At 63.7% G+C, this 25,245-nt stretch carries 18 protein-coding genes; 15 read left to right on the top strand and 3 right to left on the bottom strand.

Annotated features, from left to right (window positions below; translation table 11 throughout):
* Positions 1-14: 14 nt before the first annotated feature.
* The 7 genes from HG800_RS10095 (at position 15) to HG800_RS10065 (ending at position 11,110) form a co-directional block, all read left to right on the top strand.
* Positions 15-2,336 carry a polysaccharide biosynthesis tyrosine autokinase gene (locus HG800_RS10095; RefSeq protein WP_169976480.1) on the top strand — a complete coding sequence of 774 codons (2,322 nt, stop codon included), beginning with the start codon at positions 15-17 and terminating at the stop codon, positions 2,334-2,336.
* Positions 2,337-2,381: 45 nt separating this feature from the next.
* Positions 2,382-3,947, top strand: a complete 1,566-nt coding sequence (locus tag HG800_RS10090; protein WP_169976478.1) for an O-antigen ligase family protein — start codon at positions 2,382-2,384, stop codon at positions 3,945-3,947.
* A 54-nt stretch (positions 3,948-4,001) separates the two neighbouring features.
* Positions 4,002-7,052 carry an FHA domain-containing protein gene (locus HG800_RS10085; RefSeq protein ID WP_169976476.1) on the top strand — a complete coding sequence of 1,017 codons (3,051 nt, stop codon included), beginning with the start codon at positions 4,002-4,004 and terminating at the stop codon, positions 7,050-7,052.
* Between the two features lie 12 nt (positions 7,053-7,064).
* Positions 7,065-8,036: an exosortase/archaeosortase family protein gene (locus tag HG800_RS10080; RefSeq protein ID WP_169976474.1), complete on the top strand. Its 972-nt coding sequence runs from the start codon at positions 7,065-7,067 to the stop codon at positions 8,034-8,036.
* 71 nt (positions 8,037-8,107) lie between these two features.
* The gene (locus HG800_RS10075; RefSeq protein ID WP_169976472.1) at positions 8,108-8,782 is read left to right on the top strand and encodes an EpsI family protein; all 675 of its coding nucleotides are present in this window, start codon (positions 8,108-8,110) and stop codon (positions 8,780-8,782) included.
* Positions 8,783-8,908: 126 nt separating this feature from the next.
* Positions 8,909-9,949 carry a GDP-mannose 4,6-dehydratase gene (gmd, locus tag HG800_RS10070; protein WP_169976470.1) on the top strand — a complete coding sequence of 347 codons (1,041 nt, stop codon included), beginning with the start codon at positions 8,909-8,911 and terminating at the stop codon, positions 9,947-9,949.
* 117 nt (positions 9,950-10,066) lie between these two features.
* On the top strand, positions 10,067-11,110 hold the full coding sequence (locus HG800_RS10065) for a bile acid:sodium symporter family protein (RefSeq protein ID WP_169976468.1): 1,044 nt from the start codon (positions 10,067-10,069) through the stop codon (positions 11,108-11,110).
* A gap of 66 nt (positions 11,111-11,176) precedes the next feature.
* On the opposite strand, the gene HG800_RS10060 is transcribed toward HG800_RS10065, so the two are convergent.
* Positions 11,177-12,247 (bottom strand): hypothetical protein, encoded by a 1,071-nt coding sequence (locus HG800_RS10060; RefSeq protein ID WP_169976466.1) that lies wholly within the window; start codon positions 12,245-12,247, stop codon positions 11,177-11,179.
* A 429-nt stretch (positions 12,248-12,676) separates the two neighbouring features.
* Between HG800_RS10060 and HG800_RS10055 the strand changes: the two genes are divergently transcribed.
* The 8 genes from HG800_RS10055 (at position 12,677) to HG800_RS10020 (ending at position 22,397) form a co-directional block, all read left to right on the top strand.
* Positions 12,677-13,711, top strand: a complete 1,035-nt coding sequence (locus tag HG800_RS10055) for a hypothetical protein (protein ID WP_169976372.1) — start codon at positions 12,677-12,679, stop codon at positions 13,709-13,711.
* Positions 13,712-13,757: 46 nt separating this feature from the next.
* Complete coding sequence (locus tag HG800_RS10050; protein ID WP_169976464.1) at positions 13,758-15,164, top strand: mandelate racemase/muconate lactonizing enzyme family protein; 1,407 nt, start codon at positions 13,758-13,760, stop codon at positions 15,162-15,164.
* Positions 15,165-15,293: 129 nt separating this feature from the next.
* The gene (locus tag HG800_RS10045; RefSeq protein WP_169976462.1) at positions 15,294-15,923 is read left to right on the top strand and encodes a class I SAM-dependent methyltransferase; all 630 of its coding nucleotides are present in this window, start codon (positions 15,294-15,296) and stop codon (positions 15,921-15,923) included.
* A 103-nt stretch (positions 15,924-16,026) separates the two neighbouring features.
* On the top strand, positions 16,027-17,352 hold the full coding sequence (locus HG800_RS10040) for a glycosyltransferase family 4 protein (protein WP_169976460.1): 1,326 nt from the start codon (positions 16,027-16,029) through the stop codon (positions 17,350-17,352).
* Positions 17,353-17,418: 66 nt separating this feature from the next.
* Positions 17,419-18,774, top strand: a complete 1,356-nt coding sequence (locus tag HG800_RS10035; protein ID WP_169976458.1) for a hypothetical protein — start codon at positions 17,419-17,421, stop codon at positions 18,772-18,774.
* Positions 18,775-18,859: 85 nt separating this feature from the next.
* Positions 18,860-20,044 carry a glycosyltransferase gene (locus tag HG800_RS10030; RefSeq protein WP_169976456.1) on the top strand — a complete coding sequence of 395 codons (1,185 nt, stop codon included), beginning with the start codon at positions 18,860-18,862 and terminating at the stop codon, positions 20,042-20,044.
* A gap of 57 nt (positions 20,045-20,101) precedes the next feature.
* Complete coding sequence (locus HG800_RS10025) at positions 20,102-21,310, top strand: glycosyltransferase (RefSeq protein WP_169976454.1); 1,209 nt, start codon at positions 20,102-20,104, stop codon at positions 21,308-21,310.
* Between the two features lie 160 nt (positions 21,311-21,470).
* Positions 21,471-22,397, top strand: coding sequence for a glycosyltransferase family 2 protein (locus HG800_RS10020; protein ID WP_169976452.1), 927 nt, complete (start codon positions 21,471-21,473; stop codon positions 22,395-22,397).
* 154 nt (positions 22,398-22,551) lie between these two features.
* On the opposite strand, the gene HG800_RS27960 is transcribed toward HG800_RS10020, so the two are convergent.
* On the bottom strand, positions 22,552-23,670 hold the full coding sequence (locus HG800_RS27960; RefSeq protein WP_220487811.1) for a collagen-like protein: 1,119 nt from the start codon (positions 23,668-23,670) through the stop codon (positions 22,552-22,554).
* Positions 23,671-24,029: 359 nt separating this feature from the next.
* On the bottom strand, positions 24,030-25,115 hold the full coding sequence (locus HG800_RS10010; protein WP_169976449.1) for a glycosyltransferase family 4 protein: 1,086 nt from the start codon (positions 25,113-25,115) through the stop codon (positions 24,030-24,032).
* Positions 25,116-25,245 lie beyond the last annotated feature (130 nt).

Raw genomic sequence — 25,245 nt, 5'->3', positions numbered from 1 at the left:
GAAGGGTGTGACTCATGGAGCGGATCATCCTCCCCTATGGCGGCCAGCCCGCCGGGGTTCCCCAACACGCGACTGCCCCGTCGGCTTCGGCGGTCCCCGCCCCCCATTCCCCGGCTCCGGCCTACATCCCTCTGGGGTCGGCGGTGGGTTCCTCCGGTTCGACCGGCTCGACCTCGGGGAAGTCTCCGTCTGATTACCTTCGAGCCCTCCGACGACGCTTCTGGCTCATCGTGCTCGTGGGTGGAGTGCTGGCGACGATCGGCACCACCCTGGTCCTGCGCCAGAAGCCGGTCTATCGGGCATCGGCCCAGATCGAGATCGTACCACCTCAGTTTGACTCGATCCTCGCCAGCCTGATGGCCGACGACTCGATCAATCTCTCGGCCGTCACCGCCGAGCAGTACGAGGCCAATCGCCTGGCCCACCTTCGAAACCGGCAGACGGTCGAGGACGTGCTCCGAAGCCCTCGGATCGGCCCTCCGGTGCGGTCCGAAGGAGATCCGGTCGAGGAACTTCTTGCCAATCTCAAAACCAACCGCCTGGCGCAATCGACTCGCTACGATGTGCATCTCGAAGGCAATGATCCGTACCGGGTCGCCACAATTCTCGACCTCTGGCTCGAAGAATACGAACGTGATTCGCAGGCTGAAGTCGATGACAAGGTCGTCAATTCGCAGGCCGCCGCCGAGGCCAACATCAAGAAGATGTACGACGAGCTGTCCGAGATCGACCGCCGGATCAGCCAGGCGATGGCCAACTCGCCCGACCTCTCTCCCGACGGCACGAACCGGCTGGTCGATCGTTATCAATATCTCGACCTGCTGAAGCGGCAAAAGCAGAACAGCCTGGATCAGCTTCAGCATCAGCTCTGGATCGCCCGGATGTTCCCCAAGGATCAGGATCCTGGCGTCTCGGTGCAACAGCGGCAAATCGCGGACCTGATGGATCGTCGCCAGGCCCTCGACCAGAGGATCGGAGAGGTCACCCGCGTCGCCCGGAATCCGCGAGACCCGGCCATCACTCGCTACATGAAGATGCGACGCGACCTGGACCAGCAGATTCAGGATCTTCAGGAGATGTCGCTTCAGGCCAACGCAGCCCAGGAAGATCCGACCACGACCCTGTTCACTCAATATCGAGAGGTCCTCACCGGCGAGCTGACCCAGATCGAGGAAGCGGAACAGAGCATGCTCCGCGACATCCAGCGCATGGCCCCCGATCACAACCAATTCCTCACCTTGCTCAAGGAACGCGAGCGGACCGCCGCCGGAATCGCCATGCTTCGGGCGAAGATCGATCAATTCGACGTGCTCTCGAAGACCCAGAACAAGCCGGTTCGCGTCGTCCAGCGCCCCACCCCGCCACCCAAGCCGGTTCGTCCGGGATACACCTTGATGGTAGCCCTCGTCTGTCTCGTCTCGATGGTCTCGGGCGTGGGCACCGTTCTGGCGATCGAACACCTCGATCATTCGGTCCGGGCTCCTGAGCAACTGACGACCGGCCTGACCCTCCCCTTGCTCGGGGTCATTTCCCGGATGAAGCGAACGGCCCGGCTGCAACGTGGCGGGCACCTCTGGACCGCCGGCGCTCCGCACTCGGCCGAGGCGGATGCCTACCGAAACCTCCGAGCCAGTCTGGTCGGTATGACCTGCCCCGAGGGCAAACCGGCCGTGACCTTGCTCGTTACCAGTGCCAAGGCCGGCGAGGGGAAGAGCACCACCGCCCTGAACCTGGCCGCCACCTGTGCTCGATCCGGCGAGCGAACCCTGCTGCTCGAAGTCGATCTCCGCCGCCCGAGTCTCCGGCCGGTCTTCGATGACGGCGAGGGTGATACCGAGCACGACCTTGGCCTCGTCGATGTCCTCCGAGGTGAGATGCCCTGGCAACGCACGGTCGTCTCGACCGACATCCCGAACCTCGACTTCCTCCCGTCGGGCGACCCCTCGGGAGTCCCCGTCGAGGTCCTCGGAGCGCTGGAGATGAAGCAACTGATTACGGCCGTTTCGCGACACTACGACCGGGTGATCCTTGACGGCCCGGCGATTCTCGGCCTGGCGGACTGTCGGATGCTTGGGCGAATCGTCGATGCTGCGATCCTCGTGGTCCGAGCCGGGGCAAACGACCTTCGGCCGGTCCTTCGAGCCCGGACGATGCTCGAACAATCGAACGCCCCAATTGTCGGCGTGGTCTTCAATGGATTGTGTGAAGACGTGAACAATTGGTCGTGTGTTTCTTCGTACCTTGATGAGCATGGCGAACCGGTCGGTCCGGTGGCCTCGGGCCGACTCGGCGGCCGGACGCGAGGAGCGGCCGGAGCGTTGGCCGCGGCGGAGTGATCCCGAGCTGTTCTGCACCGATTCGACTCGAACCGGAGACTCCCGGTGGGCACCTTTCGCATCCGCATCCTTGAGTGGACCGATCGCCTTCAGGCGGGCATCCTTGTGGGGATGCTCGCCGGAACGGCGCTGGCCTTTGGCGGCGTGGTCTGGTGGTGGCGGCCGGTGATTGCGGCCCTGGCCGTGCTGCTGGTCGTCCTCGGACTGGCCCGGGTGGCGATTGAGGGGCAGGCCCGGATTCGATTCAGTCCGTTGCCGGTTCTTGGGGTGCTGGCTGTAAGCCTGGCGGTCGTGCAGCTCGCGCCGATCCCCGCGAGCCTGGCTGGTCGGATCGCCCCGGAAGCCCGATCGCTGCATGCCCGAGGGGTGCCGTCGAGCCTTGTCCTGGCCGACGACCCGGAGGCCGATCTTCCCGAGGCGCTCGCCTCACGGACCCCGGCCACGGTCGACCGATCGGCCACGCTCCGATGGCTGTTCGATGCGAGTATTGGGCTGGTGGTCCTGGTTACCTCGGCCCGGTTCGCCCGGAAGCTGGGCCGGACGATGGTCATCTGGGGCAGCGTGGTTGGGATCTTCGTGCTGATGACGGGCATCGGTCTGGTGCAGCTGGTCGGCAACGTTCCTGAGCTGCTGGGGATCATCACCCCTGGCAAGGCCCCGAGCTGGGCCCCTTCGACCCTTGATCTCCTGAGGGCTCCAGGAACTTCGGTCCTCCGCCCCCTGGCCGAAGAGGGTGGGGCAAACGGACCGTGGTTGCTTCCTCAACCCGATCGGCCCTTCTTCATCGGAAGCCTGATGGGAGGCCCGGGCGCTTACCTGGCGATCGGAGCGTTGGGCTTGCCGCTGTCGCTGGCCTTGCTGCTGCATCTGCTTGCTCCGCGGGGGAGTCGAGAACCGATGGCGGATCGGATCGGCCGTTCGGGACTCGCCCCGCTGGTCGGCTTGCTGGTGCTGGTGGTTCTGGCGGGTTCGGCCCTGATCGGCGTGATCGGCGGGCCCTTGCTGGCGATCCCGTTTGCAGTCGGTCTGGTGCTGGCAGGATTGCCGGGAGCCTGGCCAACCGGGTCGCGGTGGCTGGCAGTGGGACTGACGGTTCTGGCCCTGGGAAGTCTGGGCGCAGGGGTCTCGGCCAACCGTTTTGCCGGCTGGGGGACCGATCCGAAACTTGCTCCGATCACGGCGGATCTGGACCGAGCAGAGCGGCTCTGGAGGCAGTCGGCCCAGATCATCCGGGACTTCCCGATCCTCGGAACGGGCCTGGGCACCTTCGGCCGGGTCATTCCGTCGTACAAAACGACCGACGCCAGCCCGACGACCGCAGGCAGCAGTGTCTTGCAGTGGGTGGTGGAATCGGGCCTGGCAGGAGCGGGAGTGCTTGGCCTGGCCTTTCTGTGGGGCCTTGCCCGGATCATCCGGGCCTGGCGGCGGGTCGGGTCGGCCGACCGGGCGTTGGCCTGTGGCCTGGTGGCCTCGGCGGTCTGCTTCGGAGTCTTCGCCAGCGTTCACTGGACGGTTGAGCTGCCCGCCGTGGCTCTGGCAGCCTGTGCGGTGTTGGGGATCCTGGACCGCTGGTTGTCCGGGGGTACCGATCTGTTTGTCGAGGCCGCCTGACGAGGAGCCGGGATTCCCCGCGTTGCGGATCAGCTTCAAGGAGGAGCGATCAGGATGCACGATGCGGCCTTTCTGCACATCCGAGCCCGGAATAGCCGGGCGACCCGGATCGTCTCGCTGACCGAGGCGAGCGTCCGGATTGGCCGGGGCCGATCGTGCGAGGTCCGGCTCGATGATCCTGCGCTGGCTGAGGTCGAGTGCTTGCTCCGTCGACGCGGGAATACCTGGCACCTTCAGCCGGTTGAAGCCTCCTCGACGCTGACACTCGATGGTCGACCGGCCGACGCTCCCCGACCCGTCCCGATGGGCTCGACCCTCCGCCTGGCCGACCGATGGTTGACCCTCTTGCCCACAATGGATGGTCCCGAATCCGATGCCGACCCCACGCTCGACGCTGAAGAACAGGTCGTCGTCCCAATCGAGTCGGAACCGGAGGCCGGCCGATACGCCGAGGAAGGCTTGGAGGGGTCTGACGATCCGCTGGATCGGCAGAAGGCCGAGGTCGCTCGCCTGGAAGCCAGGCTCAAGCAGCGGGAGCGATGGCTGAAGGATCGCCTCCACGAACGCCAATGGGAAGCTCGCTGGCGAGCGGCCGGCGCCTCGATCAAGAACCGGGAACAACGTCCCGTCAGACAGCCGGAGCCAAAGTCCCGCACCTCCTCGGCACACTTGAAGCCTTCGGTGATTCCGGAGCCCTCGCTCAGGACGCTGAGGGAACCGGTGGCTCCCGCCGCTCCTCGGTACGACCATCCGATCCCAGGTCAGCCGCCGTCGTACCCGACTCCGCAGGCCCGATCGCAGCCGAAGGTTACCCCTCGGGCGACGACCGCCGCAGTCGAACTCAATCCTCCTGAGGCCAGCGAACCGCCCGCGACCGAGGCCCGGCCCCAAAGCCGATCGCTGCGAGTGACCGAGGAGATCGTGCCGGTCGAGGTGTTGCTCCAATCGACCGCGCCCGCGATTCCTCTCGAAATCATCTCCGAGCCGGATGCCCTGATTCTTGAGATTGAGAACGAGGATGTCGGCCTGCCGAGTGTTGAGCCCGGTCCCGAACCGACCCTGCTCATCGAGGAGGAGGAGGCGACCGACCCGGGTTCGATGTCGACGGACGAGGAGGTTCTCGAAGGATCGGCTCCACCGACCGGAGCAGAGGCGGAGCCCGATTCTGTCGCTCCGATCGCCGTCTCGGAGGAACCAGCGCAGGCAGCCGACGGTTGTGAGCCGATCGAGCATGTGGTCGAGTCTCTCACCAAGGAGCTTCGGGGGGATCAAGGGGAGCGGGTCGTTGCGGTCGAACTGCCGTTCCGGGAGGATTCGGTCCCGATTGCGGTCGAGGTTCCGGCCAATTCGGGCGCCTTGGCCCAGGAATCCACCGACGACTCGAAGGAACAGGGCCGATCGACTTCGAAGGGCCTGGCCGTCGCTTTCGAAGTGCCTTCTTCAGAACGATCGGAGCAGACGGCTGAGGTCAAGGGGGATCAGGCAGAGGATCCAATCACACCTGACGCGGATCGTCCGAGGTTGGCGGTGCCGACGATCCGGCTGTCTGAGCTCGTCTCGTTCCTGAGCCGGAACACTGCCGAGCCGGAACCGCGTCATGCTTCCGAGTCGGCCCCCGGACCGATTGACGTGCCGGAACCAGAGGTCGAAGTTCGGGAGGAGCGGGGGGAAGCGGGGATCGCCTCGGCCGAGCCCTGCGGAGCGATCCTTCCCGCTTGCGAGCCGACCGAGGGCCCCTCAGGACCATACGACCGCTTCAGCCAGGACGCAACCGATCCCGACGATCGCGAGCCGGTGGTCAATCGATCCGGAGACTGGCCTTCGGCGAAAGCCATTCTCACGGCCCAACCGGAGCGGGATCGGACGCGATCGAGGCCTGCGGGTCGACACCGGAAGGTTGCCAGCCTTCCCCTTCCGACTGATCGGATTGCTCCCGATGGCTGGACGGTTCCCGGAGGCTCGTGGCTTTGCATTCCCTTGATGTTCGTGGCCGTCGCGGTCGGGGTCGCGGGGGTTCGGCTCTCCTGGACCTGGGCAGTCGTGGACCGAGGGACCGGACGCCTGGCCGATCAACTGGCCGAAGGGAAGCGACCGGAAGGGAATACCCTTGAACTACTGCTTGAGCGTGAGCAGGAGCTGCCGGCGGCGAAGTGGTGGAACAGTACAGCCGACCAGATGATCATGAGAGCGGCCTTGCTCTCTGGTCAGGGAATCGGCTTCGATCCGGCCAATCAGGAGCGAGCCGGCGACTTGCTGCATGCAGCGTCGGGCAATGCTCCGGGTCATCCGAGCCTGCGATTCGCCAAAGCCTGGCGAGCCCTTCAGGAACCGGGGAACGACCCGGCCGCCTCGGCCGTGGGCCTCAGCCGAGACGTCTGGAGCTTGAGCTGGACCGGCCGGGCCTTGCTTTCCGAGGGGAAGCAGGAGGCAGCGAAGCGAGCGTACCGAATCGCCCTGGAGATGGCCTGTCGCGCCCAGCCTGAGCTCTCAGCCTCACCGACCTTCCATAGCGAGCCTCGCGGCGGACGCTTCGGCCTTCCTCTGGAAGAGGTCATCAAGGTCGTCGTGCTCGACATGGCGAACCGCCCCGAATGGTCGACCGAGGACTGGGAGGAGATCTTGCCCGACGTGGCCGAAGCCTGGCTCGTCGCCGCCCGATTGCTTCGTCAGCGAGGGGATTCGGCGGCCGACGCGGCCCTCGATCGAGCCATCGCGCTGGGAGACGAACCGGCTCCTGCGGGATGCTCGACGGCCTTGCATCTGGCAGCCTCGGCCGAAGCCATGGCTCTGGCCGGCCGCTTCGACGAGGCGACCGAGCAGTATCAAGCGGCCCTCGATCACCTGTCCAAGGCCGAGGAGCCGGCCCGCCGCTCCTGGCTGTTCAACCTGGCGGAACTGTACGGCCGAACCGGCAAGGACAGCGAGGAGCGATCCTGCTTGCTGGCCAGCATGATTACTGACCCGAACGACCCGGTCACGAGTGAGGCCATCCGAACCCAGCTTCGGCGCGGGATGAGCCTGGTCGGCACCGGCGGCGGCGAGGGGGACGGGACCGACCTGTCTGCCTCGGTCCGACCGTCGCGATCGCGGACCCTCGGAGAGTGAGGAGACGAACCCTTGGCGACTTCCACCATCTCGGCCCGAGACGACGCTTCCGCGCCGGCTCCTCGTGAACTGCCCCCGTTGCTGGCCCAGATCCGGGACGGGTGGAGGGAAAGCGATGGCCGAACGGCCCTGCTCGGGGCCGCGGCCTGCCTGGCCTTGCTGGCGCTGCTGTTCCGCTCGACTCTGGTGCACTTCGTGCAGGTCTGGTCGACGGATCAGAACTACAGTCATGGATTTCTTGTTCCATTCATCAGCCTCTACTTCGCCAACATGGCCGCCCAGTACGGGCCGATCCGGCAGGTGCCGGCGGTGGGGCTGGGGGTGGTCTTGCTGATGATGGCCCTGCTGGGACGCCTGGCGACGATTGTGGTGCCGGTCGGGATTGCCAGCGACCTGTCGTTCATCGCGGGGCTGGCGGGAATCGTGGCGTTGTTCGCGGGTCGGGATGCCCTGTCTCGGTATGGGTTCGCGTTGGCGTTTCTGGTGTTCATGGTCCCCTTACCGATCCACCTGTACACGACGATCGCCAACCCGTTGCAACTGATGGTCAGCAAGGCGGCCTCGGTGATTCTCAACGGCACGGGATTGCCGGTGCTCTGCGAGGGGAACCACCTGACCTTGCCGGGCGGGGTCCGGATGTTCGTGGCCGAGGCGTGCAGCGGTATGAGGCAGCTGACCGGGTTTCTTGCCTTGACGACTGCCGTGGCATTCCTGACGCCAAGGCCACGGTGGTATCGATTGGTCCTGATCGGTTCGGCCATCCCGGTCGCCCTGACGGCGAACGTCGCGCGGGTGGTGCTGACCGGCTGGATCATGGCATACGATCCGAAGCTGGCGATGGGGACCTTCCACACGATCGAGGGGCTCTTGCTCATGGGATTCGGGCTGGCCTTGCTGCGGATCGAGTGCGCGATTCTGAACATGATTGTCGAGGAGGACCGGCCGACCTCGACCTCTCCGAACCCGGCCCCGGCGGCAGGCTGATCGACTCCCAAGACCGAGGACAATGACCGAGCGGCCTGGACCCCTTGAACTTCGCGGGAGACTGACCACCGATGACCACGACCCGACGCGCGGTGCTGGGCCTCTTGATCCTGAGCCTCGGCCTGGTCGCCGAAGCGGCTGTCGAGCGAGCGACCCGGACGGAACGGCCGCCGTTGAAGCAATCGTTGCAAACGATTCCGATGACCCTGGGAAACTGGGTGGGCAAGGATGAGCCGGTTGACGAGAAAATTGCCGTCGAGTCGCAGGCGACGGAGTACCTGAACCGGGTCTACACGTTGAAGGGGCGGCCGGGAGTGCAGGTCTGGCTCTGGATGAATTACTCGGATCGCGGCCTGAATCTGCGGCACTCGCCAGAAGTTTGCCTGCCGTCCGGCGGCTGGGAGAAGGTCGAGGCGTTGACGAAGGTGGTCGAGATCGAGCGGTCCGGTGGGCCGCCGCAGATGGTCTCGCTGCTCGGGTACGGCAAGAGTGAACTGGTTCAAAAGATCGGATTCTGGTACTACATTTTCGGAGAAGGTCGCGTCGAGCGGTTCGTGCGGGGCCTGCCGATCTCCAGCCGAAGCAGCCACGGCCGCACCACGAGGGGTTCGGGGCTGACGGTGGAGGTTTTCTACCCCAGCGAAACCGGGCTCGGCGATGCCGAGCTGCGCGACTTCATTGCGGAATTGCTCGACGTGATTGATCCGGTCCTGCCGGAGGATCGGGCCTCGTATCACATCCCCTGAGACTTCCTCGACCCCGGCCCGATCGATCGGCCCCGGCAACGCCGGCCGATTGACTCGCGCCGAGGCCGCCACCGGGACGCAAGGACGCACCCGGCCCCATCGAATGCCACGCGGAGGGACGGATCGATGAAGCATGCGTTGATCACCGGGATCACCGGTCAGGACGGATCGTACCTGGCCGACTTCCTGCTGGAGAAGCCGGATTACGTGGTGCATGGCCTGGTCCGGCGGACCAGTACGTTGAACCGATCGCGGATCGACCACATTGTCCGCAACCCCGCCTATGCCGATCGGTTCCACCTGCACTACGCCGACCTGGGAGACGCCTCCAGCCTGTCGATGCTGATGGAGACGATTCGGCCGGATGAGGTGTACAACCTGGGGGCGCAGAGCCACGTCCGCGTGTCGTTCGACCAGCCGATCTACACGGCCGATGTGGTGGGGGTAGGAACGCTCCGTCTGCTCGAAGCCGTTCGCCAGCTCGCCCGCAGCCAGCCGGTGAAGTTCTACCAGGCGTCCAGCTCGGAGATGTTCGGCTCGGCCCCGCCCCCTCAGACGATGGAAACGCCGTTCCATCCCCGAAGCCCGTATGCCTGTGCGAAGCTGTACGCCCACTGGCAGACAATCAACTACAGGGAAGCCTACGGCCTGTTCGCCTGCTCGGGGATTTTGTTCAACCACGAAAGCCCCCGTCGCGGCGAAAGCTTCGTGACCCGGAAGATCACCGTCGGGGCGACGCGGATCAAGGAAGGCCTGCAAAAGAAGCTGGTGATGGGGAACCTTGACGCCAAACGCGACTGGGGATTCGCCGGCGACTACGTGAAGGCCATGTGGCTGATGCTCCAGCAAGAGGAGCCGGATGATTACATCGTGGCGATGGGCGTAACCCACTCGGTCCGCGAGTTCCTGGAGAAGACCTTCTCGAAGCTCGACCTCGACTACAACGACTTCGTTGAGTTCGACGAGAAGTACATGAGGCCCTCGGAGGTCGACGTGTTGCTCGGCGACCCGAGCAAGGCAAAGCAGAAGCTGGGCTGGGAGCCGGAGGTCGATCTCGACGGCCTTGTCAGCATGATGGTCGAACATGACCTGGAACTGGCCCGGAGGGAGAAGTATGCCCTCGGCTACAAAAGCACCGGGATCAACGCCCCCCACCTGAGCGTCTGATCCCAATCGACGATTGATGATCAGTCCTGATGCCCCGAGGATGCCGCCCGTCGCGACGGCCTTCCGGGGCATCGTCCGTTGGCGGCCGTCTCCTGAGTTCTTCCGGCGGAATCCTCCATGACGCTCACCGTCGCTCGCAAACCGTTTCGACCGCGGCCCGACTGGTTTCTGATCGGCATGGGAGCGGCGGTCGGCCTGGCCTACCTGTTCCCGGAACCGGGGGCGAGTGGAGGGGCCTTGAAGCCGGAGCTGCTCACCAAGGCAGGTGTGGCCCTGATCTTCTTTCTGCATGGGATGTCCTTGCCGTTCGCGAGCCTTCGGGAAGGGACGCTTCAATGGCCCTTGCATCTGTTGATTCAGGGGTTCACGTTCCTGGTCTTTCCGGTGCTGGGGATCGCAATGCTCTGGCTGGTGGGCGATCGGATGTCGCCGGGCCTGAGGTTGGGGTTCTTTTATCTGTGTGCCTTGCCGTCCACGGTGTCCTCGTCGGTGGCACTCACGGCCACGGCGGGGGGAAACGTGGCGGCGGCGGTCTTCAACGCGACGATCTCGGCCTTGCTCGGGGTGGTGTTGACGCCGCTCTGGCTGGGGTGGATGGCCGAGGCGCAGGGCAAGGGATTGCCTTTCGGCGAGGTGGTGATCGACCTGGTGATCTGGCTGGTTCTGCCGCTGGTGGTCGGGCAGCTGTCGAGGCCTTGGCTGGGTGCCTGGGCAGGGCGGAACAAGCGGTTCATCAACAAGGTCGATCGAGGGACCATTCTGCTGCTCGTTTATACGTCCTTCTGCGACTCGATGGAGCGGGAGGTCTGGACTGAGCATGGACTGGGTCCGGTACTGGGAACGCTCGTTGGGACAGCGGCCTTGCTGGCGATCGTGATTGCGGCGACCACGTTGACCAGCCGGTGGCTCGGGTTCTCCGAGCCAGATCAGATCGCGGCGATCTTTTGCGGGTCGAAGAAGACGCTCGCCTCGGGGGTGCCGATGGCGTCCTTGATCTTCGGACAGGACCCGCAACTGGGGCTGATCTTGCTGCCGATCATGGTCTATCACCCGTTGCAACTGGTTGTCGGCGGGGTGCTGGCGGGACGCTGGGCGCGGCGAACCGTTGAGAAGACCGTCGAGCCGGCTTCCCAGGCAACCGTTCCACCGGGATCGTCGTAACGTGGAAGTGATTCGGTCAGGGCTGCCAATTTGGCAGGTGGGTTTGATCGGTCGCGTTCCATGAGACTACGTTTGGCGAGCCTTGCGGTGGGACTTCTGGGCGCGGCGGGCCTTACGATTCTGGAGGATCGGTGGATCGGACGAGATGATTGGCGACGGGGACAGTCGGTGCTCCGGAGACGAAACGGCCCGCGTCGTGGGTCGCTCGGGTCGAGGGCCAGGAGGAAGGGTGGGTTCCGGTTCCGGTTCCGGCTCGGGAGCCGTCATGCGGGAGAAGGTCAGCAGATCGTCGATCTCGTCGGCGTCACGTTCGGCATCGTCGAGGCAGGGAGCAGGGGGGCGAGCGGCCTTGTAAGAGGCTTCGAGGGAGCGGAAGCGGCGCCAGAGGGAGGACTCGTAGCGGCGGAGGCGGGCGAGTTCGGAGCTTTCGGAGGTGGGCAGGCCGACCTCGGCAAGAGAGCGATTGGCCAGGTCGAGTCGGGAGGACGAGTCGCGGATGGATTCGAGGCCGTCGATCTGCTCGCGGACGAGGTCGCGAAGCTCGTCGAGCGGAAGGCGGGAGAGCATGGTGAAGTCGGACGAGCGGAACTCGTCGGGGATCTGCATGAGGTCGAGGCAGAGCCGGCGCTGGGAGTCGTCCCAGGAGCCGGCGGTTTCGAGGCAATCGGCGAGAGATTGCCAGCGCATCAGGAGCCAGTCGAGCCCGGCGGAAAAGCGGCAAAGGGAGGAGACAACGCGGTCGGGGTCGCGGGAGAGGCGGGCGCCGAGTTTGGCGGCATCGGCGGCGCGGTCGAGATCCCAGGCAGAGGCGGCACGGTCGGCCTCGTAGAGGGCCTGGTGGTTCTGGTGGGCCTGGCAGCGGTCGATGCGGACCGAGGCGAGGGTGAGTTGAGCGACGAGCCAGGATTGGTAGCCGTCGTCGGCATTGGTGGGGAAGGCGGAGGCCCACTCGGCGCGTCGGGTGGCGAGGGCGTCGGCCTCGTCGGGGGAGACAGCGTCGGATTCGGACCGAAAGCCGTGCTTCCAGGCGTTGAGACGGACACGGGACTTGCCGGCCTCGGTGATGGGGCCGGTGCTCTTGAGGGCGTTGCGGCGGTTGGCGTTCAAACGGGCGGCGCTGAGGGTGGTGTGGCTCATGGAGGAAAGTCCTGGATGAGGAGCATCGTCGCCTTGGGGGTTGTGCCGAGCCGGGGATCGGCGTCGATCCGGGGCGGCGCGGTCGGACTCCGAAATCATCGAGAAAAAGAGGAAACTCAGTCACAAAAAATGAATCGCCGCGGCCTGGAGATTCATCCGGCCCATTCCTGGCAGTCAACCAAGTGCTCCCCTCTTGAAGGCTTGGTCGAGGTGTCGAGGTCAGGTCCGAACGCCTGGACCCTTCACCCCAACCCGCTCCCCAAGAACGGGGAGAGGGGACCAGCACCGTTCGGACCGCGATTCGGGAGGAGGCTCCTCCTGAGACCGGGGAAGTACACCCTGGACGCGGGGGGGCTGGGAGGGTCCAATCCGACTTCAAGACACGATGATCAGAGGGAACTCGTGGACGCTTCGACCTGGGAGACGACCATGACCGGACGCCGGAATGAACCGTTGATTCGGGTTGCATCTCCCTCGGGCGAGGAGTTACCGCTCATCTCGGGCACGACCTATCCGCCGGAAACCCAGGTGCAGATCGAGACGAGCCGAATTCGGGCGAAGGTGGCGACGCAGGGGTATGTGTCAGGAGTTGTGGGAGGGTCGTTCGAGGACAAGGCGACTGGGGCGAGGGACCTGGGGTTTGGGCTGGACGTGGTCGATTTCTTGCTGGAGCCGACCCCCGAAGGAGCGCCTGTGCCGGAGGGGCAGTATGACTTCGGGAACCTGGTGCATGGGGAAATCCCCAAGCGATACGTCGAGGGGCCACAGATTTGCACGCAGGTGAAACGGCTGGCACCAAGGGTGTTCGTGGGGGACGGATTCGCCGCGGTCACGCTGAGACATGCGTGGACAGAGGCATATGCTCCGCATGATCGGGCGGGATCGTTGTGGGAGCAAACGTTGATCTTTCCGGAGGGGGAGCGGTTCTTTCTGGCCGCGGATCGAGTGACAACGGTGAGCGAATCACCTTGCCTGTTCCTGCGAATTGACCTTCCGGGGCACCTGAAGCATGACAAGGGGTCGGGGTTCGAACACATTTATCTGAGTTATGAGGAGCCGGAGACGATTCCTTCGATGGAGTTCTTCTCCGATTTCCCGCCTGATGCACACTTTTTCTATCAACGGGGGGCCGGCCCGATGCAGGAGCGGTTCATCCGGGCGTATCAACATCCTGAGGGGCCGTGGCTGGCGGGGATGACGTTGAACCCGAGCGACGTGTACGAGGCGTGGTGCCATCAGCGGGGTTACGTCTGCATGATTCAGGAAATCGGTGGGCGGGCGACCCAGCCGGGCGACACGTTCGGTGCGGCGTATGTGATCGGTTGGTTTGCGGACGTGGAGGAGATGCAAACGGTGTACGACCGCTTCCGAGGGGTGAGCGGGTGGATGATCGATGGTCCGCCGGAGCGGCCGACCGGATATCGAGGGCTGGCGGCAGAGGCTTTGAGCCGCATCAAGGAATGAACGGTTTCGTTGTTTCGAGTTAAGTTGAACGCAGGAGCGTAGACTGATGCCTTTGCCGAAGGATGCCCGGGTGGTTGCCGCCTCGCTGTACTTCTTGCCGATCAAGACGCGCGTGCCATTGAAATTCGGACCGGAAACCTTGACGCACGTGACCTGTGCGCGGGTCAAGCTGACCGTGACGGATGACGCAGGCTCGACCGTCGAAGGGTGGGGCGAGACGCCATTGAGTGTGCAATGGGCCTGGCCCGGTTCGGCCAGTGTCGAGGATCGCCTGGGGGCGATGGAGGCGTTTTGCAAACGGCTGGCCGAGGGCTGGTGCGGGGATGACCTGGGAACGGGGCACGCGATGAGCCTCGGGCATCGCTTTTTAGAGGAGCGGTTGCCGGGGCTGACCGATCGATTCAACGCGGAGGAGCGATCAGGAACCGAGGCGATGCCGCGGTTGGCGGCCTTGATCTGCGCTTCGGCATTCGACCTGGCCTTGCACGATGCGTATGGGAATCTGAACGGAGTGCCGACGTATGAAACGTATGGTCGGAATTTCATGAAGGAAGATCTGGGAGCGTTTCTGGAATCGGAACCGGGAGGGGCTTCGTTTGTGGGGACGTTCCCAGACGATTTCCTGGAGATGGAGCCGCCGAAGGTTTTGCCGGCGTGGCACCTGGTCGGAGGGAAAGACCCGATTCGGCCGGAGGAACTGACGGGGGACGAACCGGAGGACGGCTACCCGGTCTTGCTGCGCGATTGGATTGCACGAGATGGCCTGAAATGCTTGAAGATCAAATTGCGCGGGAATGATCCGAAATGGGATTACGACCGGATGGTGACAATCGGGCGGATTGCCGAGGAAACGGGGGTGGACTGGCTCTCGACCGACTTCAACTGCACGGTGCAGGATCCGGCATACGTTAACGCGATTCTCGATCAGTTGATGAAAGATGAACCAAGGACGTTTGGGAGGATCCTTTATGTGGAGCAGCCGTTCCCGTATGACCTGGAGGCGAACCGGATTGACGTGCGATCGGTCTCGGCTCGCAAACCCTTATTCATGGACGAAAGTGCTCACGACTGGAAACTGGTGCGGCTGGGGAGGTCGCTCGGGTGGACCGGGGTGGCGCTAAAGACATGCAAAACGCAGACGGGGGCGTTGCTGTCGCTCTGCTGGGCGAAGGCGCACGGGATGACCTTGATGGTACAGGACCTGACGAACCCGATGCTGGCACAGATTCCTCATGTGCTGCTGGCGGCACACGCGGGGACGATCATGGGAGTGGAGACGAACGGAATGCAGTTTTATCCTGAGGCCTCGACGGCCGAGGCAAGGGTGCATCCGGGGCTTTATGCGAGGCGATCGGGAGCCCTCGACTGGTCGAGTGTGAGGGGATCGGGGTTCGGTTACCGGGTGGCGGAGATCGGGCGGGCCTTGCCGGAACCGGCAGTCGAGGTGGGTTGAGAATCGGGAAGGATCGCACTTGATGCGACGAGGGAAATCGAGTAACACCTGAAGCATCGTCGCGGCCGGATCGAGCGGATTCTGAGCCGGCCGCGGGGTCCAACGCGCCAGGCACCAGGGATGGTCATCATGAGCCTTGCCGGGACACAGCACCTCTACTCGTCGTACACGGCGTCGATCCCGCATACGCATACGTACCTCTGGCCTCCGGTCTTACGGCAACTGGCCGCTCGGCCGGAGATTCGGACGATCCTCGATGCCGGATGCGGCAACGGGGCATTTGCCTCCGCGTTGGAGGATCGGGGGTATCGGATTTTTGGAATCGACCTGGAAGAATCGGGTGTGGCGATTGCCCGGGAACAACGGCCGAGCATTCCGTTCGAGGTCAGCTCGGTGTACGACAACCTCTGCGAACCGTTTGATCGGACATTCGACGCGATCGTTGCGCTCGAAGTGATTGAACATTTGTATGATCCCCGATGTTTTGTCGCACGGGCGTTCGAGGCGTTGGAGCCGGGGGGAAGCCTGATTCTTTCGACGCCGTACCACGGTTACTTGAAAAACCTGGCCCTGGCGGCGACGGGAAAGATGGACCAGCACTTCACGGCGCTCTGGGACGGGGGACACATCAAGTTCTGGTCGCGCAAGACCCTTTCGACCCTGCTGGTGGAGGCCGGGTTTGAAGTCACGGCCTTTGAGGGAGCGGGACGATTGCCGTGGCTCTGGATGTCGATGGTGATGGTGGGTCGTCGGCCGTGATCAGGGAGCGGTTGACGAGAGGGGGCGATCGGTTCTATGATGCCGCTTGCCTCTGCATGCAAAGGACTTGCAACCGAGCCGAGCCGGACTCAGGGATGACCCCGTGACGCAACTTGCACCTCCTCCTCGCCGGGCTGGCGAGGGGTCGGCAACAGATCGAGCGCCCTCGGTTCTGGTGGCGTGTCCCGATGCGCGTCCGCCGGCCTATCAGGCGGTGGTCGGCCTGGGAGATCGCGGGCAACTCGATGCGTTCCTGACCGGGTTTTATTACCGGGGGAATGAGTCGTGGAGCCGTCTGGGAGCGACCATCGCACCAGGAGGGTTTGCTCGAATCGAACGATCGTTGAAGCGAAGACACCTGGAGGCGATTCCGGGGGATCGCGTCCGATCGACCCTGGCATTTGATGCGAGCTTGGCTCTGGAGCGTCGCCTTGCGGGGCGTTGGGCTAACGCGAGAGGAACGATGGCGCGATGGCGTACCGATCGGTTTGACCGGACGCTCGCATCCAGAATCCGACTGACATTGCCTGGGACGGCCCTGATCTTCAGCGACGTGGGATCGGAGCATGCGTTGCCCGAGTGTCGTCGGCAAGGGGTCTTCGCCGTGTTGAGCATGGTGCACGGCGACGTACGCGAGGAGCGAAGGATTCTGAGCGAGGAGGCAGAGCGATCGGCCGAGGTCTTCCACCTCTATCTCGGCGACGAGCCGATCGACCGGGGAGAGCTGGACTGGCTGCACGAGCGTCGCCTGAGAGACCTGGAGTTGGCCGATCGGATTCTGGTCCCTTCGGATCACATTGCTGGAGAATTACGCAAGCATGGGACACCGGGGGATCGCATTCGGGTTATTCCCTACGCGGCGGATACGAAACGGTTTCGGCCTCAGGACGGGAAACGGTATGGATCATCATGCACGTTTCTGTTTGCGGGAGGGATCAGTCAACGCAAGGGGATTTCATACCTCTTGCGGGCATGGCAACAGGTGAGGCGGCCGGGCTGGCGGTTGCAACTGCTGGGGGCGGCCCCCCGAGACCTCGGCCCGCTGGCGGGGTTGATGGAGGGAGTCGAATTGCTCGGGCGGGTGCCGCACAGCGAGGTGCCGGGTGTGATGGCATCGGCCGATGTGTTTGTGTTTCCGTCGTTGTTCGAAGGGTCGGCGGTGGTGACGTACGAGGCGTTGGCGTGTGGCTTGCCGAGTGTGGTCACTCCGTCGTCGGGCTCGGTCGCAAGAGATGGGGTGGACGGTATCGTGGTGCCGCCGGCGGATGTCGAATCGCTGGCGAGGGGCATGGAGCGGCTGGGAACGGACCCGGAACTCAGAGCATCGTGCGCGGCTTCTGCGCGGTCGAGGGCCGAGGCGTTCGACTGGACTCGGTATCACCGATCGGTGGCCGACGCAGTCGCGGTGGGAGCGATGGAGCAAGGATGATCGGCCTTCGGTCGTGGGCGGATTGAGCCAACGAACACCGAGGACCGGGGCGAAGGATTCGCACCCATGGATCATGATCAACAGTATGTTGTCGGTACCGCATCGGTCATTGTCGGCCTGGTGCTTGCGCGGGCCTTCCGACGCGATTTCGACCCGTTCGCGCCGATCTGGTTGTTTTTAACAGGTTACTTTCATGTGTATGTGATTCAGGCCACCATGCATCGCGACTGGGCGATCAATGTCCGGGGCGTGGATGTGACCACGGCGGCCAATGCGCGAGCGTTCTGGGCGTTGCTCTGGTTTCTGGCGGTCTACTACAGCGGAATCGGGAAGGTGATTGCGGGACGGTTGCCGAGGGCGCCGCGATCGTGGTCGCCGGGGATCGTGATGACTCTGGTTCCGTTGCTGGTGGGATGGGGTCTGGCCAGTGCGTGGCTCGTCCTGAGGCGCTGGAGTGGCGACGATCCGAACCTGATGAGCAGCGAGCAGCGCCTGATGTTGCAGTTCCCAACGATGCAACTGGTGGCGGGGATCTTGCTGATCGTCACGGGTCGGCAACCGAATCGGCCTCGACCGGCGCTGACGATGGCGGGGCTGGCGATCACGCTCTCGTACACCTTGATCTGGATGTATTTCGGCAAGCGGTCGCATTCGTTGTTCGGGATTCTGACCGCCTTCGCCGCGTGGTATCTGCCGAGGTATCGACGTCCGTCGATCGGTACGATCGCGACGGCGGCGGGGATCGGGTGCCTGGTGGTGGCAGTGGCGATCGGCTGGCGGATTCAGCACAACCGGAGCAAGGAAGGAGGGATCGACACCTTCCTGGAATTTGTGACCACGTTTGATCCGTCGGAGATTCTTGTCAGTCTGAACCTCAAGGAGTCGACCAACACTCAGGGGATGCCACTGCGGTATGCGATGAGCCACGAAACGAAGGAGTACGGTGGTTTCCTGTTGATGATGGACACCGTACCGCACAAGTCGGACTACGACTACGGTGCGAATTATCTTCGGCTCTTCTCAACGTGGATTCCCCGTCCGCTCTGGCCCGAGAAACCGCTGTTCGGACGCGACCAGTGGAAAGCGGCGTGGATGGCGGGCTCCGAATTTAAACGTGATGAAAAGTTTACAGGACCGGCCATCGGAATTCTCGGAGCCACTCAGCTCAACGGTGGGGCGATCGGCACCTTGATCGTGCTGGCGGTGGTGGCGCTTGTGATCCGAAGCGGGTATGACTACTTCCGCTATCATGCCGATACTCCCTGGGCTCAGGCATGGTGGGCCCTGACCTATTTCAATGCCTGGCTCATGACGGTGAACGATGATCCGGCGATCTGGTTCTATTACCTGTACGGCCACACCATTTTCGCGCCGATGGTGATGCTCTGGGTGGTGCATCGGGTGACGGAAGCCACACGGTGATGGTGTCAGGTTCCAGAACCCTGAGATCAAGGGCAGCACGGACTCACCCGAACAGGATCAAGCCTCACAAAGGAGTGTGCTTGCCATGAAACTCGCGATCAGTTTCACCAACCTTGGCCCGTACCATCTGGCCCGTTTGCGAGCCGCGGCGGCGCAACTGGCGACGCGAGGGGGACGGCTTATCGCCATCGAAACGGCAGGAATCGAGCGTCGCTATCCGTGGCAAGCGGAACATCGTGACGAACTGTTTGATCGGATGGTGCTGTTTCCAGGAAAGGTGCTGGAAGACCTCACCGATCAGGATTGCGCGCTGGCAATGGAGGAAGCACTCGATCGCCATCATCCCGACGCCGTCGCGGTGAGTGGGTACGTTCGGCCCGAAGTCATGGCAGCGGCCCGGTGGGCGCGACGGATGGGACGGCCATCGATCTTGATGTCGGAAAGTCAGGAGATTGATCGTCCTCGCCAGTGGTGGAAGGAAGCGATCAAGCGAAGGCGATTGCGAGTCTTCGATGCGGCCCTGGTGGGGGGGGCAAGTCACCGGTCGTATCTGGAAACGTTGGGCATTCCGCGCGATCGGATCGCCATGGGATACAACGCGGTGGATAATGCCGCATTTGCCAATCGGGCCGAAGGAACGCGAAGGTCTGCCGAGGGAAGGAACGGCGTACCGGAGCGGCCGTACTTCCTGAGTGTCTGCCGGTTCGCTGAGGAGAAAAACCTTCCAGCCCTGATTGAGGCGTATGGTGTGTATCGCCAACGCGTAGGTCGAGCAAACGCATGGGATCTGGTGCTGTGCGGCGGGGGACCGCAAGAACTTACGGTCCAGCGAGTCATTACCCGGAGCGGAGGGGGGCAGGGGATCCACCGACCAGGTTTCTTGCAAGAGGAGGAACTGGCCCCGTGGTATGCCTTTGCCTCGTGCTTCGTGCTGGCGAGTGTTTCGGAACCGTGGGGCCTGGTCGTCAACGAGGCGGCAGCGTGTGGATTGCCGTTGCTGGTGAGTGATCGGGTCGGGGCGGCCGGAACACTCGTTCCCGAACCGGCGGGTACGACCGGCTTGCAGTTTGATCCGACGCAGGTTGAGGCGATCGCCGATGCCCTCGCGTGGATGGCAAGCCGATCTCCTGAAGAACGTGAGTCGATGGGCCAACGCGCCGCCGAGATTGTGGGGCAATGGGGTCCGGAACGCTTTGGAACAGGATTGTTGGAGGCGCTTGATCGGGCTGTCGCGGTCCGGAGCAGGCCAGGATTGCGGCGAGCCTCATAACCAAAAACGGTTCGCGATACGTTTGAATTTCAAATGAATGGACATCGAGGAATCGCCATGCCGGCACAAGCAATCACTGCAACAGGACTGGAAGCATCGACCGAGGCATCGCGGTCGACCCGGACAGGCTGGCTGCATCTGTGCAATGGCCTTGATCCGAGGCGAGACGGAGGCATGGTGCCGAGCATTCTGGGAATGACCGGAGCGCTGGCCGGTCGAGGGGAGGAGCGGGTTGAGATCGTCACGCCGACCCCCTCACGACGCGAGGCACTCGATCTGCCGGTCGGCCTGACACTGCATGGTCCGGAGGCGGATTTCGATGAAGCGATCCGACAGGCAGCGATCGTGCACATGCATGGCCTCTGGCAATTTCAGACCCGCCGAGGATCGGCCGTGGCGAGACGGTTCGGGGTGCCGTACCTGATCGCCGCACATGGCATGGCTGAGCCGTGGGCCTTGAAGCACAAGGCGATCAAGAAGCGAGTCTATACGGCCCTGGTGGAGGGGAAGAATCTGCGGCGGGCCTCGTGCTTGCACGCGCTCTCACGTCCTGAAATCGGGCACCTGAGGGCACTGGCCCCGAAGGCAACTGTTTGCTTCGTGCCGAATGGGGTGGACCTGGGACCGTTCGAGAACCTGCCGGATCGGTCAGCGTTGGAGGCGGAACATCCGGAGCTGGTCGGGAAGTTCCTGCTCCTGTTCTACGGTCGATTGCACGTCAAGAAGGGGCTCGATCTGCTGGCCGAGGCAATGGGGACCCTGGCGAAGGATCGGCCGGAGGTGCAGATTCTGCTCGCTGGACACGACGACGGGGCGTTGTCGCCGTTCCAGATCCAGATGGAGGGATTGGGTCTGGCGGATCGGGTGACCCAACTGGGACACGTCTCCGGAAGCGCCGCGAGGAAGGTCTGGGGGGCAGCCAATGCGTTTGTGCTTCCGAGCTATAGCGAAGGCTTCAGCATGGCCATCCTGGAGGCACTTGCCGCGCGATTGCCGGTGGTGGTGACCACTGCCTGTCACTTCCCGGAACTGGACCGGGCCGGAGGCGGGATTGTGGTGGAACCGACTGGAAAAGGCGTGACGGAGGGGCTGCGGTCGATCCTGGATCGTTCGGAGGAGGAACGAGCCGCGCTGGGCCATCGAGGACGGGCTCTGGTCGAATCGCAATACACCTGGGACCGGCAGGCGGAACGGTTGGCCGAGGTGTACCGATGGCTTGCCGGAGGAGGAGGCCAGCGGCCCGAGGCAGTCGAGGCGGCCGACTGAGCAAGGACGCTCTTCGATTGAGCGGAGCGGATCGCCGGGAAATGGAGGATAGGTACCTCGAAAACTCGGAGCCAGTTCCCATGTCCCTGCCCCTTCGAAGCAATCGAAAAACGTTCTCAGGATCGAATGAGCATCGGAGCCTAAGCGGAAAGGATCAGCCATGACGAGCATCGTCGAGACCGTGACCAAGCCTCGTCACGAAGCGCAGACGGCCCGAGTGCCGGTGAGCGTGATTGTGCCGGTGAAAAACGAGGCGGAGAACCTACGGCGATGCCTGCCTGCCCTGGCCTGGGCGGACGAGGTGTTCGTTGTGGATAGTCAGAGCGACGACGCGACCGCGTTTGTGGCCGAGGAACACGGCGCAACGGTCGTGCAGTTCCAGTTCAACGGGGTCTATCCGAAGAAGAAAAACTGGTCGCTCGACTGTCTGCCCTTCCGCAACGATTGGGTCTTGATCGTCGATGCCGACGAAGTTGTCCCTCCCGAACTGGCCGAGGAGATTGGTCAGCGGATCACCGATGATGAGGCGGATGGTTATGAGCTGAATATGAAGTACTACTTCCTCGGCCGTCGCATTCGCCACTGCGGCTATGCCGAGTGCTGGAACCTGCGCTTCTTCAAGCATCGTCTGGGGCGTTACGAACGGATGCCCGTCACGCCAGGAGCCCGGACAGGAGATAATGAAGCCCATGAACACGTCGAGCTACAAGGACGCGTCGGACGCCTGACGCACGAACTGGATCACTACGCCTATCCGACCATCGACGCCTGGGTCGAGAAGCACAACCGGTACGCCTCGTGGGAAGCTGAGCAATACGAGCGATTTCTGAATGCGCCGATCTCCCGCACGATCGGCCGGGGCAAGCGATTCAAGCGATTCTTGAAGAAAGTGTATCTCAGGCTGCCGATGAGGCCGCTGATCCGGTTCGTGTATTCCTATGTGTTTCGGCTTGGGTTTCTCGACGGGAAGCCGGGGCTGGTGTTTTGCGGGTTGCTTTCGGTCTACGACTTCTTGTGCTGGGCGAAAGTCTACGAGCGGAAGGTGACCGAAGCCTGCGGCGAAGAGAGCTTCGGTCAGGATCGCTAGAGTGATCTTGGTTCGATCAGATCCCTTCTGCCGGAAATGGGGACAAGGACCTTGCGGACTCGGAGCCAGTCCCCATTTCCTGACACGCGACACGCTCATGGCGTGGTGCGATGCGACGGCCTCCCGGAATTGCTCGGGAGCCGCCCCTCGGAACTCATGTCATCGGGCCGGGCTGAAAGACCAGGATGGTGGTTGAGGCCGCGAATCCCCCTTGCCAGTTGGGAGCGATGGAGGCTCCCGCCATTCCGAAGGTGTACTCACCGCTCGTGGTGATGGCGAAGATCGCACTCAGGGTGTAGATATCCCGTGAGAAGGGAGATTCGGAGAGGGCATTGAAGGGGGTGATGTACGTCGGGGTTCCGGTGAGGTTGCCAGGCTCGATGACACCGATGCCGAGGGTCAGGGCCCCTTCACCGAGGCTGAGGCCCGTTCCCAATTCGACCGAAGCGGAGATGAAGACGGACTGTCCGGCTTCCGCATCGAAGGTCTGAGAAGGGCCGAGGAACGCCACGGTTGAGGTCGGGGTTTGACTGACTCCCGAGACGTAGTAGGACTGAATCACACCACTCGGTCCCATCGGGCCGGGGACTCCCTGAGGCCCCTCCGGACCAACCGGACCAGGATTCCCCTGGGGACCTTCCGGACCGACCGGGCCCTGCTCACCCTGCGGGCCTTCGGGACCGACCGGCCCCTGTTCGCCCTGGGGGCCATCGGGACCAACCGGGCCTTGCGGTCCTTCGGGGCCAGATGGTCCCTGAGGTCCTGCCGGGCCTTCGGGACCAGGGGGGCCAGGTTCGAGGGTGAAGGCCGACGCGGCGATCGGGGTTCGGGGGCCGAGTTCTCGGTCGGGGCGGAACACGCGAGCGACAGCCATGTACAGGGAGTCGTTCTCGGAGGCGAGCGAGGAGGGAAGGCCTCCCGGAGTGTCGGCACCGAGCCGCACCTGGAAGGTTCCGTGACGGATCACGACGCGCTGCGTTTCCTGAAACAGAATCTCGCCTCCGGTTTCGGAGGCATAAACGGTGAACGTCAATCGCGCGATGCCGGAAACATTCCAGGGGAGCCGCCCATCGACCAGAACCGTGGCTGAAGTGGGGACATTCTCGACCTCCGAGGCGGCGGGAAGCCGAGAAGCGATCCGGGACGCCAAGGAAGATCGACCCGATTCAATCGACGCGACCTCTGCGAGTGCAGGGCGACCAAAGGTACTCAGAAGGACACGGTCTTCCATGCCTTCGAGAGAAACAGGACGAAACGCTCGCGGGTTGGTCATCAGGTCACTCTCAACGAAGATGTCGATTCAAGGGAAGGAACAGGAACGCTCTGCCCTCCCGAAGCCGGAGCGATCGCACCCGATCACCCTCTGAACAGCGCCGATGGGCCGATTCCCGCAACGCTTTGCGAGGTCAGGGCGGACCGCGTCACACCGCGATGGCCTCGATCGGCGAAAGGCCAAGGACCGCGACCGAAGGCAATGGCGTAACGGTTGCGCAAACGAAATCCTCCTCGGTCCCGCCACAGGCCGATCAGCCCCGATGCAGTTCAAAATAGCGAATCTGGGGATTCTGAGTTGAATTTAACACAAAAACGCGATCGTGACGATTTTTTTGACGGGATCGGAGGGGATGGAGGTCATCGCCGACGGTGAGAGGAGGTGACGGATTGGTAAAGGGTAGCGAGGGCGTCGGCTTCGTGGTCGGGGTCGAAGCGAGGGATGGCCCAGGATCGGGCGTGATTGGCGAGTGACCGGGCGTGGAGAGGCTGATCAAGGAGTTCGAGGATGGCGGCGGCGAGTCGGGAGGGATCGGAAGGGGGGACCAGGAGTCCGCGATCGTCGTCGAGGAGGGTGTGGGGCCCGGGAACGTCGGAGGCGATGCAAGGGGTACCGGAAACGAGGGCGGATCGGAGGGCAGGAGCACTGGTGGGGGTGGTTGCGGGGTGGACGTAGAGCGAGATGACTCGCCAGAAGGCGGATTCGAGGGCGGCGGGTGGAGCGAAGGTGAGTCGATCGGTCAATTCGAGCCGATGGGCTCGGCGGCGGAGGCGGGGCTCTCCGGGTCCGAGGCCGCCGATGAGGAACTCGATGTCGCGGCCGGTTTCGACGATCCGGAAGATGGCGTCAAGAAAGGTTTCGAATCCGGAGGCCGGGCCGAATCGGCCGATGGCACCGATGACCGGCAGCCGGCTGGAGTCGAGCGGATCGTTCTCGGACCGTGCACCGATCGCAGGGTCAATCCCCGGAGGGATCACCTGAAAGAAGCGGTCTGAGAGGAAGGAGCGTTCGACCAGTCGTTGACGCACGCCGTCATCGGGAACGACCACGGCGGCCAGAGACGCAAGATGGAGTCGGAGCGAGGCGTCGGCGGGGGGGTCGTCTTCGATGGTGCGGATAAGGGGCAGGGTGCGTGCGATTGAGAGCAGAGCGGCGGCGTCGGTCACCTCGTCGTGAAGGGCATGGACGAGCGAGAGCCGGGGGTCGGAATCGTCGACCAGGAGTCGTCGGACGGCGATCCGGGAGAGCCAGGAGCGATTGAGCCAGGGGTCTTCGAGGACGGGAACGCCGAGTTCTCGAAGGTCGGCCGCACCTCCCGCACAGATCACCAGCGCGGCGATGCTTCGGTGAGCGAGGCGATCGACGAGTTGAGCCAGCCGGCGAACCTCTCCGCGCTGGGAGATGTGGCCGGCCAGGAGGGCGACCGTCGGCGGTGCCTCGGCCATTGGCCCGGTTCTCTCCGAATCCGATCGGGGCGATCGACCGTCGAATCGCCCACTGCTTCCGGGTCGAACCATACCATACGCGGAGCAACACGTCACGAGTCGGGGAGGACGACCGCGATCCGGGGCATAG

The sequence above is a fragment of the Tautonia rosea genome, assembly GCF_012958305.1.
In the GTDB taxonomy this organism is placed as follows: Bacteria; Planctomycetota; Planctomycetia; order Isosphaerales; family Isosphaeraceae; genus Tautonia; species Tautonia rosea.
This window is presented reverse-complemented; position numbering and strand designations above follow the sequence as displayed.

Excerpts from the sequence above, each read along its gene's own strand:
- HG800_RS10060 (WP_169976466.1), bottom strand. The coding sequence starts at position 12,247 with ATGAGCCACACCACCCTCAGCGCCGCCCGTTTGAACGCCAACCGCCGC.
- gmd (WP_169976470.1), top strand. The coding sequence starts at position 8,909 with ATGAAGCATGCGTTGATCACCGGGATCACCGGTCAGGACGGATCGTAC.
- HG800_RS10065 (WP_169976468.1), top strand. The coding sequence starts at position 10,067 with ATGACGCTCACCGTCGCTCGCAAACCGTTTCGACCGCGGCCCGACTGG.
- HG800_RS27960 (WP_220487811.1), bottom strand. The coding sequence starts at position 23,670 with ATGACCAACCCGCGAGCGTTTCGTCCTGTTTCTCTCGAAGGCATGGAA.
- HG800_RS10095 (WP_169976480.1), top strand. The coding sequence starts at position 15 with ATGGAGCGGATCATCCTCCCCTATGGCGGCCAGCCCGCCGGGGTTCCC.
- HG800_RS10045 (WP_169976462.1), top strand. The coding sequence starts at position 15,294 with ATGAGCCTTGCCGGGACACAGCACCTCTACTCGTCGTACACGGCGTCG.
- HG800_RS10020 (WP_169976452.1), top strand. The coding sequence starts at position 21,471 with ATGACGAGCATCGTCGAGACCGTGACCAAGCCTCGTCACGAAGCGCAG.
- HG800_RS10025 (WP_169976454.1), top strand. The coding sequence starts at position 20,102 with ATGCCGGCACAAGCAATCACTGCAACAGGACTGGAAGCATCGACCGAG.
- HG800_RS10085 (WP_169976476.1), top strand. The coding sequence starts at position 4,002 with ATGCACGATGCGGCCTTTCTGCACATCCGAGCCCGGAATAGCCGGGCG.
- HG800_RS10035 (WP_169976458.1), top strand. The coding sequence starts at position 17,419 with ATGGATCATGATCAACAGTATGTTGTCGGTACCGCATCGGTCATTGTC.
- HG800_RS10030 (WP_169976456.1), top strand. The coding sequence starts at position 18,860 with ATGAAACTCGCGATCAGTTTCACCAACCTTGGCCCGTACCATCTGGCC.
- HG800_RS10010 (WP_169976449.1), bottom strand. The coding sequence starts at position 25,115 with ATGGCCGAGGCACCGCCGACGGTCGCCCTCCTGGCCGGCCACATCTCC.
- HG800_RS10075 (WP_169976472.1), top strand. The coding sequence starts at position 8,108 with ATGACCACGACCCGACGCGCGGTGCTGGGCCTCTTGATCCTGAGCCTC.
- HG800_RS10050 (WP_169976464.1), top strand. The coding sequence starts at position 13,758 with ATGCCTTTGCCGAAGGATGCCCGGGTGGTTGCCGCCTCGCTGTACTTC.
- HG800_RS10055 (WP_169976372.1), top strand. The coding sequence starts at position 12,677 with ATGACCGGACGCCGGAATGAACCGTTGATTCGGGTTGCATCTCCCTCG.